Genomic DNA, 12,253 nt, shown 5'->3' with positions numbered 1-12,253 from the left:
AGAGGCACACCTTCATTGCCAGAAGTGCGGATGCGGTTCTCCAATTCCAATCCAAGGCAGACAAAGCGGAGTAACGCGGACCTAGCGTTGTTCCATCGCCGCATGAGTTTTCGCGTGACATCAGCACCTCCAAAGGCTGGCCTCACGGCGGATGCGTTCATGCACACTTTGTCCCTTAGATGCGGCAACAGATAAGCCGTGCGGGAGAACGACCATGGCAACGCAGCGTATCATTGACTTCCTCAACACCCGCCGTCCAGACGGTCCTTGCCTCGTCGTCGATACCGACGTCGTGCGCGACAACTATCTAAGCTTCGAGAAGGCTTTGCCCTATTCGCGCATCTTCTATGCGGTGAAGGCAAATCCTGCGCCGGAAATCCTGCGCCTGCTCGCTTCGCTCGGCTCGTGCTTCGATACCGCTTCGGTTGCTGAAATCGAAATGGCTCTGGAAGCCGGCGCGACGCCAAACCGTATCTCCTATGGCAACACCATCAAGAAGGAGCGCGATATTGCGCGCGCTTTCGAGCTGGGTATTCGCCTTTATGCAGTCGACTGCGTTGAAGAAGTCGAGAAGGTTGCCCGCGCTGCTCCCGGCAGCCGCGTGTTCTGCCGTGTGCTGACGGACGGTGAAGGTGCTGAATGGCCGTTGTCGCGCAAGTTCGGTTGCGTGCCTGCGATGGCCATCGACGTTCTGCGCCGCGCAAAGTCGCTCGGTCTCGATTCCTACGGTGTATCGTTCCACGTCGGCTCGCAGCAGACGGACCTCACCGCATGGGATCGCGCGCTCGGCGATGCGGCATCGGTATTCCGCACCCTTGCTGACGAAGGCATTGTTCTGCGCATGGTCAATATGGGTGGCGGGTTCCCGACCCGTTATCTCAAGGACGTACCAACTGCTCAAGCTTACGGCATGGCGATCTTCGATGCGCTGTCCAAGCATTTCGGCAACCGTATCCCGGAAACCATTATCGAACCGGGCCGCGGCATGGTTGGCAATGCAGGCGTGATCAAGACTGAAGTGGTTCTGGTCTCGCGCAAGGCGGACAACGACAATGTGCGCTGGGTCTATCTCGACATCGGCAAGTTCGGCGGTCTCGCCGAAACCATGGACGAGGCGATCCGCTATCAGATCGTGACCCCGCATGACGGCAGCGAAACCGAACCATGCGTGCTGGCTGGCCCGACCTGCGACAGTGCGGACGTGCTTTATGAAAAGACGCCGTACCCGCTGCCGGTCTCGCTGACCATCGGTGATGAAATCCTCATCGAAGGTACGGGCGCGTATACCACCACCTATTCGGCGGTGGCGTTCAACGGCTTCGAACCGCTCCGATCCTACGTCATCTGATCATTCAGACTTGGTATGATCCTGAAAAGTGGGAACCGGTTTTCGGATTAGATCATACCTTTGAAAGTCCCGAATGGTCCTCTCAATCCGTCTGGTGCTGCAAGAGCATTTCCAGCAAAAGTGCGTAGCGGTTTTGCGTTGGACAATGCGACAAGCAGAAAGTTAGAGCGCCTTGCGCTCTAACACTGGACGGGGTGTGCTGCTGCCGCTTTGCGGGGATAGATGTCATGAATGCAACTCTGGAAATTCAGGAAAATACAGCAACCGTCGTCGCTCCGGCTTTCACAATAGCGGGCGAAACGCTGGAGTACGTGCTTGCGCGCGAAGCGCTGCTCGATCGTGCGATGGGCGAAGGTCGTCGCCGGAAATCATCGGAGAAGCTGCGTCGCGGTCGCCTGCCTGCGGACGGTCTGGCTTTTGCCGCGCTTGGCGAAGACGGATTGCTTGCAGGCACTGTGCGGCTGTGGGATGTTCATGCCGGTCTCGATGCTTTCGGCTTTCCGGTGCCTGCCTTGCTGCTCGGCCCGCTGGCGGTCGATCCGTCCGCTGCCGGTTGCGGTATCGGCTCGGCCTTGATGCGTCATGCGATCGATGAAGCAAAAGACCGCGGCCATGGCGCGATCATCCTTGTCGGCGATCCGGAATACTACGAGCGTTTCGGCTTCACCGCTGAAAAGACTGGCGAGCTTGCCATGCCCGGCCCTTATGAGAAGCGTCGCTTTCTGGCGCTTGAGCTGAAACCGGGCCATCTTGACGGGGCACACGGCATTCTGCGTGCCAGCGGGCGCAAGGTGGCGCGCGTTGAGACCTCTTTGCAGCAGTCCGCGTGAATTAAGATAAACGCAGCAGCCGTCCGAAGTTGCGGACGGCTGTGATTGCAAGGCCTGCAAGGAAGCCTGCAATCAGCCCGGCAATGACGATCAGCTTGCGTGATGTGCCTGCCGGATCGAGCGGCGGGCGAGCTTCCGACAAAACCCTGACATTGGCCGTATTCAGACCTTCCTGTTCGTTCGTCTCGCGCGAGCGCAGGAGGAAGGCTTCGTAGACCGAGCGCCGCGCTGTGGCTTCGCGTTCAAGTTCACGTAATTTCACCAGATCACCGCTATTGTTTGCCTGCTGCGATTTGAGCTGCGCCAGACGGGCGGTCAGGTCTTTTTCCTGCTGTACGGACCGGGCGACCTCAACTTGCAGCGAGGAGCGGATGCGCCGCAATTCGGCATCGATGTCGTTTAAAACCGTGCTTGCCTGCGATTGTGCTTGAATGAGCGCTGGATGGCGGGGGCCAAGCTGCGTGGAAAGGCCGCTTGCCGTCTGGCGCGCCTGCGCATATTGCGCGCGCAGCGCCGTCAATGTGTTGGAGCGCAGGTCTTCCGGCAACACCCCGGATACCACGCTGTCGGAAGTGGCACTGTTCAGCACCTGCACGCGGGCCTGAAGCCGCATCGTTTCGGCGCGCTGGTTGGTCAGCTGGTCGTTGAGCCGCGTCAGATCGTTGTCGCTGATCAGCTTGCCGTCGACATTGACCAGATCGTGCGAGGCGCGGAAATCGGCCGCTGCGCGCTCCGCTTGTTCGACATTGGCGCGCATATCGGCAAGACGGTTCGACAATTCGTCCGAGGTGCGCCGTGCGGCATCGGATTGCAGTGATGCAAGCTCGCTCTGGAAAACGGAACTGATCGTATTTGCAAGCGATGCCGATTTCTGCGGGTCTCGCGTTTTAACCGAGATCGAATAGATGAAGGTCTTGGCGTCGCGACCGATGGCGATGCTCTTGTGCAGATTATAGAGAACGCGGGTTTGCAGCGTCTGGCTGTCGCTCATCTTTTTGGGCGACAGCATATCCCTGATCTGCGCAAACAGCCCGGCAATGCCGGTCGGGACCAGAGTACCGTTGAATTCGGGGTCTTTTGTCAGGTCTGTCTTGTCGATGACCTTCAGCAGCACGCTGCTGGAATCGATGATGCGCGCCTGACTTTCCGCAACGGCAAGTGACGCATCGGTTGGGAGCTGACCAGGCGTTAGTTCGTCTCCCACCGTCTTGATATTGCGCGGATCGACCAGAATATCGGTCGAAGCGACATACATTTGCGGCAGGGACAATGCATAGAACGCGGCGATCACACCACCCAGCAACGTGCTTACAAGCAGGAGCCTGCGCGATCCTCGCAGTACGTCTATAGCGATGCGCGGATCGATCAACGGTTTCCACGCGGCATCCGGGACAGGTCTGTCAATGACAGGACGCTCGCGCGGGACCGGTGTCTGGACAGGCTCGCGGGCTGACTCAGGCGTTGGAGCGGGAGTTTCGACTACGGCCTTGCGGCGTTCGCGCTCCTGAACCTTGCGTTCCAGCTCCGCTTCGATCAGCGCGATGCGCTTTTGAAGCTCGGTGACATCGGAATCATCCAGTTCTTCTTCGAGAACTGGTTTTGCGGGTTCTGGCGTTTCCTGCGCGGCATGATCGTGCTGGCGAAAGAATGCAGCGCGTTCATCCGGTGTCGCAGGCGGTGTCCATGGTGGTACGGTTTCGCTGTCAAGGCGACTAGTCGGGCGACCAGCTGGGCGAGCGTTGGAGAATGCGAGAAGAGGTTTCTCAACTCCCGCCTTTCTGCGCTCCTCATGATCGCTCATCGCCGAAATCGTCCGTATCTAAAAGCCGTCTCAACCGTTTCCGGTCTCAACCGCTGCTTTGAAATTCACAAGCCAAGGCTCAAGCATGCCAAACCGGATTCCGGTCAGCTCGCACCTGAAGGCCGAATGTAATTTTTTATAGAAAACAAAACGTTAAAATAGTGTCGAAGCGAACTGCCAATTCCTTGGATCTGCAACTTTAGCTTTTGCTTGTTTACTCTTTGAGCTTGCAAAGAAGAGTTTAAGTCTTTTTAGCTAAACCCCTATATTGCGCTCCCGTTCCAACGGACCGGCAAGCGCACCAGACCATGATAGATGAGGCTCCCTGTTGATAGCGAAAGCGCTCCGGAAACTGTCAGGCAATAATGCCGGAATGGTGCGTGATTACCTGTCCCTGTTTTCGGGTTCCGCTGGCAGGCTGGTCGTATCACTCGTTTATTTTATCGCGCTTGCAAACACATTGCCGACCGGTGATTTCGGTATATTTGCGACCGCCTCGGGCACGGGCGTGGTTCTGTCGCGTATCGTTTCGCTGGGCTTCAGTTCGCCGCTTTACCGCATATCGACGGTGAAACCGCACTTGCTCGGTATCTATACAGCTGGTTTTCTCGTCGCCATTCTAGTTTCCCTGCCGCTGTTCGCGCTGGCGTCCTGGCTGGTCTATTTTGCCTTTTTCAGCCGGGATATTTCGTTTCTGCCTTTTGCGGTTGTGGTGTTTGCCGAGGCTTTGCTCTGGCGTTCGACAGAAATCATCATCATCGTCAACAACGGCCTGCGCCGGTTCGGCATATCGGCAGGATTGGTGATTTTCGGGACAGCGACGCGCGCCGTGGCGGCAGTCCTGTTCATGTGGCTGGCGAGTGTTCATGACATCGCCCATTGGGCGTGGTGGTATGCGGCGGCCAATGGCGTTGCGCTGTTGACGGCGCTGAAATTCTTTCCGTCTATCCGTCTTCGTTTCAAACCAGCGCTTTATATGCGGCGGCTTTCTGATGCGATTGCGGTCATGGGGGCCGAACTGCTGTTCTATATTCAGGCCGAGCTCGACAAGCTTCTTGTGCTGACAGTCGGCGGACCTGCGACGGCAGGTCTTTATGCGATCATCATGCGGCTTGTCGACCTGACGGCCCTGCCGGTGCGGTCCTTCAACATGATGCTGGTGCAAAAGCTCATGCGCACGCCTGACATGCTGTCTTCATTGCGCATCCGTGCCGGGCTGGAGCTTGCAGTCTTTGCCGTTTCGGTGGCGGGCCTCGGCGCGATGGTCGTGTTCCTGCAGATATTCCCGAACGCGCTTGGCTCAAGCGTTGCACCCATTGTCGGGTTGTTACCGCTCGTGTTGCTCGTGCCGGGGTTCCGCAATCTCATCGAATACCAGACCGAAATTCTATATGCGCGCGGCCAATCCGGTCTCAGAACACTGAGCATGGTACTGATGACGGCCGCGAAGGCATTCTTCGTCTGGCTGCTGCTCGTGAATTATGTCGATAGCCACGACTGGGTTCTCGGGCTCAACGTCGTATTCGCCGGGTTATATCTTCTGTCGCTGGTTTTCACCTATACGAGCATTCGTTTGCCGGCAAAACGGGTTTAGAGTAGTTCCTATTTTAACAGAATCGCCGGAATCGCTCTAAATATTTGTTTTGTCGCATTTCCAATGCAAAACCACTTCGCACTTTTGCTGGAAATGCTCTAGACAGTTATGATCCTGCGGATATCTTCTACGGAAAGTCCGAGGAAGGACTGCATGCCGATGGCGACTTGATAAGGTTCCATTTCGGCGATGAAAGTGCGGAATTCCGCTTCGCTCGGTGGCGGTGCGAACCATTGCATCCGGCACAGATCATGTGTGTCGGCGTAATGGCCGGAGCCCCCCAGCACGTCATCGACATAGCGGCCATAGATAAAGCATTCGGAAAAACGGCGCATGTTGCCAAGGGCTGCTACCCAATGCTGTCCGGTATGGGCTTCGATCCTCTCGCACATCGAGATCACGCTGTCGCGCCGCCACGAGACGAGCTGACCGATATAGTCGTTCAGCCCGCTTTTCCCATTCTTGATACCAAGCAGCTTTGCCGCATTTGCAGCCCAGACCGGATGTTCCGGCCATTCTGGATTGGCAAGCGCATTGGGACGCACGAAAAGCCGAAGCTTTTCGCCATGCCAAAGCGTGCCGCAATCGAAGGGACGCAGAAAGGCCGTGTCGGAATCCGTATAGAGAAATCCGTCTTCCTCGACGGCACCGGCAAGTGCGATGCGGCGTAACTGTTGCACATGCCAGCCGCGCAGCGGCTTGGTCCGGAGCGAGAGCCACACTCGTCTGCGCCACAGATAGGTCGGGTCCCAGAAGGCATGCAGCCAGGAGGGCAGCAGATCACGTTCATCGATGATGACACGGTGCGCGCTTTCGAGCTTGCGAAACAGGGCCACATCCTTGCTGTCGACAAGGATATAGTGCTTCGTGAAACCGCTTACATATTTGTCTATGGTTTCGCAAAGCAGCTTACAGCGCTCGAAATCCTGATCCCAACTGGCTGTGACGATTGCGGTTTTCACCGGGGTTCTCCCTTCATCCAGCCTTTGGCGACGCGCCACAGGAATACGGGATTGCCGATGAGATAGCGCTTTGCGAGCCGTCGCGGTTCCTGCAATAGCCGGTGCACCCATTCCATTTGGACCTTGCGCACCCATTGCGGTGCACGCTGTACGCGACCCGTATGCAGGTCGAACAGCGCCCCGACAGCGCTGGCTACGGTGCAATGTTCCGCCGTGATATGCTTGTCGATGAAGAGTTCCTGACGCGGCACACCCATGGCGACGAGCAAGATGTCGGGGTGAAAATCCTTGAGCTGACCGAGAATGCCGTCGAGATCGGCAGGCTTGAAGAAACCGTCTGAAATGACGCGATAGTCATGTCGTGGAATCTGCTGTTTGAAAAGCTGCGCGGCTTCGGCCGCAACGCCCGGACCGCCGCCCAGGAGGGCGATTTTCAGCGGACGTTTCATGTGTTCCAGCAGGCCCGGAATGAAGTCCGTTCCGTTAAGATTGGCCGGGAACCTGCTGCCATAGGCGACCTTGCTGGCAATATCGACCCCCACGCCGTCTGGCAGGATCAGGAAATCCTCCAGCGCAGCGCGATAGGCCGAGTCATTATCCGCAATGTTGGAATTATTGGCGTTGAGCCAGCCTTGTTTCATGAACCGGTCTTCATTGATGCGGTTCTCGAAAAAGGCAAAGGCGCTGTTCCAGTCGAAACAGGCGACCTTCACGCCAAGAATATTGCGGTAAGTGACATCTTCGGTATGCATCATTCCTGGTCCGTATTTTTCTCTTCGCCACGAAGTGCTTGCAGACCTCTGGCAACTGCTCGGTCCATGCCTTCGATTTGTGACCGTGTGAAGGCTTTGCCGTCCAGTCTCTGGCGATCCCCCGATCTTATCTTTTCAATGCGCTCGACGATTGCCGCAGCGAACCCTTGAGGGGCGTCGGCAATGGTGCAATTGTCCGGAATATTGCCGATACCGCGCACGGAATGAGACGTGGCGACACTTGGCATGCCCAGTTCGAATGTCTCGATGGTCTTGAGCTGCACCCCGGTTCCCGCACGGCTGATAAGTGGCACGAGCGCGCCGCTTTCCACAAATTCGGTCGCGTCGGGCACCTTGCCGACGAAATTGATACCGGACCCAACGCCAGACCATGTCGCAATCAGATCGGCAGGCGTGTTGCCGGCAATCGCGATGGAAATATCGTCGGGAAGATGCGGTTTTACCTCGCGCAGGAACCATTCGAGACCGATGCGGTTCGGGTGCCAAGTCCATGTGCCGATCAGAGCGAGGTCGTATTTGACAGGCCGCTGCTGTGCGGCTTGCATCCCGCCCGGCGTAACAAGGGGCATTGTCGCAAACCGATCACGGCCAAGTCCAAGTGCCGGGCCGTCATCCTCGGCAAAAGTAAAGACGAAACGGGCGTTCCCGATAAGACGACTTTCCAGTCCTTTGAGAATACGGGCTTCGCGGCCAAACAGGAACTTCTGGATGAAGCTTCCGGCGTCGGCGGCATTTTCTTCTGCTGAGCGATATTCCACATTATGCGCCACGAAAAGCGAGGGCTTGCCCTTGAAGATGTCTTCAAACGCGCCGGGCAGGGTGACACCGTTCAGCACATAGGCATCGAAAGGGCCGATCTTTGCGATGGCTGCGCGCAATGTTTCAGCCGGTATTACCCGCAGCTTCGCCGAGGAAACCGTCAGCCCGGCCAGAAAGGATTTCAGCACCCAGCCAATCTTTCGCCTGATGCCGGCGCCTTCGGTTCGCACCTCGACTTCACCCAGAACGACAGTATCCGCGGCATCGGCCTTCACACCTGGCCATGTGAAGCCGAGGACGGTCACCTTTGCGCCTGAACGACGCAAGCCATCGACCACAGCGGCGTTTGCCACTTCATAGCCGGTGGTCGGTACTCCGTGCGGAACAATCGATGTCACGAAAACAAGGTGAGGGGACGGCAATTCAACTCCTGAACAGTCATTCTGGCGCGCACGGCATGAAAAATCATGGGCTGCGTTTATTCTTTTCCTAATGCATTATTCATCTTAAAACCCTTAGCATCTCGGGCTGGGATGCTCTATGATAGTTTTGGTCAGTGTCTATAGCCCTGCGGTGAACTTTTCTTTAAACGTTTTTCAATAGTGGCGGATAAGCAAATATAGAAGTTCGAAATATCCGGTAGCGTTTATGTCTGATTTACCAAGTCATATAGAAGTAATTGCTAAAACACCTGGGCTTCGTTTCGATGAAGTCGAGGTTGTCGTTACATTACCGACGTTCCGCCGCCCGGAACATGTCATCCGCACGCTGGATACGCTCAACGCTCAGGTCACAAATCGCCGTTTCGCAGTCGTGGTGATCGAGAACGAGGCGGAGGACCGCGAAGGCGCCAAGGTTGCGGCACCGCAGTTCGAGGCCGGAAAATATACCGGCATGCTGATCGTTGAATCCCATCGCGGCAACTGCAACGCCTATAATGCGGGCTGGCTGACGGCGATGACCTATTTTCCGAACTTCAAATATGTCATCGTCATCGATGACGATGAATTGGCTGATCCCGCCTGGATCGAAAACATGGTAGCCACTGCGGAGCGCTATAGCGCCAGCCTCGTTGGCGGCCCGCAATATCCGATCTTCGAGAAGCCGGGCGCGGAGAAATGGGCGAGACACCCCGTCTTCCTGCCGCATTACAACAAGACCGGTCCGGTTCCGATCATCTATTCGTCCGGCAATCTGTTGATTGCGCGTCCGGTGTTGGAAGCCATCGGCTATCCGTTCATGGACTTGAAGTTCAACTTCACCGGCGGCGGCGATTCAGATTTCATCAATCGCTCACGGGCCAAGGGCTTCAACATCGCCTGGTGCAATGAAGGCATTGTCCGCGAGACCATTCCGGCGCGGCGGCTGGAGAACGACTGGATCAGGGCGCGTGGCTTGCGCAACGGCGTTCTGTCTACGCTGATCGAACAGCGCCAGCGCAAGAACGAGCCTTTCGGCCAGGTGCGCGTCTTCTTGAAGAGCCTCGCTCTTCTCGGCTATTCTCCGATCAAGGCCGTACGGCGCGGTTTCGCGGCGCGCTTCGTGCCGGTCGGGACCTATTTCATCCATATCGGGCTGGGCCGTGTCATGGCCCATTTTGGATATCTGAATGAGCAGTACCGCAACCCGGACAAGAACTGACACCCGTTCCGACGTTGCGACGCAAACCGACATGCGGGCGACAATTCGCACGATTGCGCTCGTTATCGCCACGATAACATTCTGCATTCTGCTGATTTCGTTCCGTCCGTTTAATCCGCTGAGTGCGGCGGCGGATGGCGAAGCGTCGGGCGGTGGTGACGTCATCAACCAGCTTGGTTTTGGCTGCCTCGGCGCGGTGGCGCTTCTGTCGCTTGCGATGTTTGCCGACCCGAAAAAAGTGGTCAAGATCGTCAGTCCCGGCTGGCTGTTGATGTTCGCCTTCCTGTTCGCCTCTGTTTTCGCAAGCCCCGATCCATCTACTGCGATACGCGGTGTGCTGTTGACGATGGTCGGCATTCTGACGGTCATTGCTGTTTTGAGCCTGCCGCAGGATGGCGACGCTTATGCGTCGATGCTGGTCACGGTGGCTTCCATCGTGATCGTCATTTCCTATGCGGGCGTTATTCTTCTACCGAATCTCGGCACACACGGCGCCGATGCGCTGGAACCGCAGAACGCCTATCTCTGGCGCGGTGTGTTCACACACAAGAACATTGCCGGGCCGGTCATGGCCGCCTTTGCCTTTGCCGGTGTCTATCTGTGGCGGCGCGGCTGGCGTGTCAGCGGCTTTCTGATTGCGGTCTCGGCATTGATCTTCGTTTCGCAAACCGGATCGAAGACCACGGTGGCGCTGGTGCCTCTCGCCATGCTTCTCGTGATCGGTCCCGGCATTTTCGGTCTCCGTTTCCTTGCACCGGTGGCGATCTTCACGATCCAGTTTCTGCTCGCACTATTCACTTTCGGCACGGTCCTGTTTGAGCCGATGCACCAGCTCGTTCTGCAGCTCGATGTCGACCCCACCTTCACCGGACGCACTTCCATCTGGGCCTTTGCCGTTGAGGCGCTTTCCCGTCGCCCGTGGATCGGCTTCGGCTATGAAAGCTTCTGGGGCACGCCGATCGTGAAAGAGGCGGCCAATCCATACTATCTCGATTGGGATGTGCGCGGCATCGTGCATGGACACAATGGTTATCTCGATATTGCGGTATCAATGGGAATTCCGGCGCTGATCTGCGCCATCTTCGTCATCATCGTCATGCCGCTGGTCAATTATTTGCGGTGCCGTCCGGTGCGCGAAAATCTGCTGCTTGCGGATTTCTTCCTGATGATCGTGTTCTTCGGGACGTTGAATGCCATGCTGGAAAGTTTTTTCTTTCGCCGCATGGACCCGGTCTGGCTGACGCTCGTCTTTGCGATCTTTGGCCTCAGGCTGACCGCGAAAATCATCATTCACAAAAGGGTAGCCGGAGCCACTACATGAATATCGCGATTGTCGGGACCGGGTTCGTTGCCGATTATTACATGACCACACTGCGTAATTATCCTGAGCTGACGCTGCGCGGGGTCTATGATCGTTCACCTGAACGACTGAAAGCGTTCTGCGCACACTATTCAGTTAGCGCCTACGACAGTTTCGAGGCTGTGCTGGCCGATCCGAATGTGGAGATCGTCGTCAATCTGACCACGCCCGAAAGCCATTTTGAAATCTCGCATGCAGCGCTTGTCGCCGGAAAGCATGTCTATTCCGAAAAGCCGCTGGCGATGAATTACGACGATGCGGAAGCGCTGGTCGCTTTTGCGCGGCAATCCGGCCTTACGCTGGCGGCAGCCCCGGCCAATGGCCTCAGCGAGGCCTATCGTCTGGTCGCAAGCGTGATCAACGGCATCGGTATGCCGCGTCTTATCTATGCCGAAATGGAAGACGGGCCGGTGTTTCGTGACAAATGGTCGACCTGGCGTTCGCAGTCGGGCGCACCATGGCCGGGGCTGCATGAGTTCGAGATCGGCTGCACGCTGGAACATGCAGGCTATGCACTGTCATGGCTGGTGTCGCTGTTCGGCCCGGTCGAGAGTGTCTCGGCATTTTCCGCCATAACCTTTCCTAACAAGGGGCCGGGGACCGAACATCTGCACATGGCGCCCGATTTTTCAGTTGGCTGTCTTGTTTTCAAGTCGGGGCTGGTGGCGCGCCTCACATCCGGGCTTGCGATGCCGAAGGACCGCAGCCTGACAATCGTTGCCGACAAGGGCTCGATTGTGGTGGAAGATCTATGGGATAATCGTTCGGCTGTGCGTCTTGAGCGCACAGAAGAAAAACGCCGTTTTCTGGCGCGCCTGTTCGGTATTCTGGAAATGCGCATCGGCAAGTTCCTGTCATGGAAACCGGTCGTCGGCACGAAGCTGTCCTATCCGAAGGCTGACAAGCGGTCGCTGCCGATGTACCCTTCGCAGATCGATTTCGTGCGCGGCATTGCCGATCAGGCTCGCGCTATCCAGACCGGTGACAAGGCGTTCTTTTCCGGTGATGTGGCACTGCATATCACTGAAATCGCGCTTGCCTTGAACAATGCTGGCGAGAATGCACAGCCTTACAGGATGAGAAGCAGCTTCTAACCTTTAGAGCGTGATGTTTTTAAGTTGAATCGTTATCCCGCTCTAAACTTTTGTTTGAGCATGATTTTATCCGAAAACCGGTTCCCACTTT

10 protein-coding genes are annotated in these 12,253 nt (G+C 56.8%); 6 read left to right on the top strand and 4 right to left on the bottom strand.

Going from position 1 to position 12,253, the window contains the following annotated elements; all coding sequences use genetic code 11:
- The first annotated feature begins 214 nt into the window (after window positions 1–214).
- Window positions 215–1,348 (top strand): ornithine/lysine decarboxylase, encoded by a 1,134-nt coding sequence (gene odc2, locus MKS82_RS23710; RefSeq protein ID WP_109988855.1) that lies wholly within the window; start codon window positions 215–217, stop codon window positions 1,346–1,348.
- Between the two features lie 227 nt (window positions 1,349–1,575).
- A complete protein-coding gene (locus tag MKS82_RS23705; protein WP_109988854.1) occupies window positions 1,576–2,178 on the top strand; it encodes a GNAT family N-acetyltransferase in 603 nt (200 codons plus the stop codon).
- A gap of 1 nt (window position 2,179) precedes the next feature.
- Here MKS82_RS23705 and MKS82_RS23700 read toward each other — a convergent pair whose 3' ends face one another.
- On the bottom strand, window positions 2,180–3,979 hold the full coding sequence (locus MKS82_RS23700; RefSeq protein WP_240579365.1) for a GNVR domain-containing protein: 1,800 nt from the start codon (window positions 3,977–3,979) through the stop codon (window positions 2,180–2,182).
- Between the two features lie 328 nt (window positions 3,980–4,307).
- Between MKS82_RS23700 and MKS82_RS23695 the strand changes: the two genes are divergently transcribed.
- The gene (locus tag MKS82_RS23695) at window positions 4,308–5,573 is read left to right on the top strand and encodes a lipopolysaccharide biosynthesis protein (protein ID WP_109988852.1); all 1,266 of its coding nucleotides are present in this window, start codon (window positions 4,308–4,310) and stop codon (window positions 5,571–5,573) included.
- Window positions 5,574–5,671: 98 nt separating this feature from the next.
- Here MKS82_RS23695 and MKS82_RS23690 read toward each other — a convergent pair whose 3' ends face one another.
- The 3 genes from MKS82_RS23690 to MKS82_RS23680 are packed head-to-tail and all read right to left on the bottom strand — an operon-like array spanning window position 5,672 to window position 8,489.
- Window positions 5,672–6,535 carry a DUF6492 family protein gene (locus MKS82_RS23690; protein ID WP_181394316.1) on the bottom strand — a complete coding sequence of 288 codons (864 nt, stop codon included), beginning with the start codon at window positions 6,533–6,535 and terminating at the stop codon, window positions 5,672–5,674.
- Window positions 6,532–7,290 (bottom strand): WecB/TagA/CpsF family glycosyltransferase, encoded by a 759-nt coding sequence (locus MKS82_RS23685; protein WP_109988851.1) that lies wholly within the window; start codon window positions 7,288–7,290, stop codon window positions 6,532–6,534. The genes MKS82_RS23690 and MKS82_RS23685 overlap by 4 nt, the downstream gene beginning before the upstream one ends.
- Window positions 7,287–8,489, bottom strand: coding sequence for a glycosyltransferase (locus tag MKS82_RS23680; RefSeq protein WP_109988850.1), 1,203 nt, complete (start codon window positions 8,487–8,489; stop codon window positions 7,287–7,289). The genes MKS82_RS23685 and MKS82_RS23680 overlap by 4 nt, the downstream gene beginning before the upstream one ends.
- A 226-nt stretch (window positions 8,490–8,715) precedes the next feature.
- Between MKS82_RS23680 and MKS82_RS23675 the strand changes: the two genes are divergently transcribed.
- Genes MKS82_RS23675 through MKS82_RS23665 form a run of 3 tightly spaced genes read left to right on the top strand, consistent with a single transcriptional unit; the run spans window position 8,716 to window position 12,162 of the window.
- Window positions 8,716–9,708 (top strand): glycosyltransferase family 2 protein, encoded by a 993-nt coding sequence (locus tag MKS82_RS23675; protein WP_109988849.1) that lies wholly within the window; start codon window positions 8,716–8,718, stop codon window positions 9,706–9,708.
- Window positions 9,677–11,029, top strand: coding sequence for an O-antigen ligase family protein (locus MKS82_RS23670; RefSeq protein ID WP_109988848.1), 1,353 nt, complete (start codon window positions 9,677–9,679; stop codon window positions 11,027–11,029). The genes MKS82_RS23675 and MKS82_RS23670 overlap by 32 nt, the downstream gene beginning before the upstream one ends.
- Window positions 11,026–12,162 (top strand): Gfo/Idh/MocA family protein, encoded by a 1,137-nt coding sequence (locus tag MKS82_RS23665; RefSeq protein WP_109988847.1) that lies wholly within the window; start codon window positions 11,026–11,028, stop codon window positions 12,160–12,162. The genes MKS82_RS23670 and MKS82_RS23665 overlap by 4 nt, the downstream gene beginning before the upstream one ends.
- Window positions 12,163–12,253 lie beyond the last annotated feature (91 nt).

Origin of the sequence: Ochrobactrum sp. A-1, from assembly GCF_022488005.1 — a bacterium.
GTDB lineage: Bacteria > Pseudomonadota > Alphaproteobacteria > Rhizobiales > Rhizobiaceae > Brucella.
Note: the sequence above shows the minus strand (reverse complement) of the source record. Positions and strands in the feature narration are given on the sequence as shown.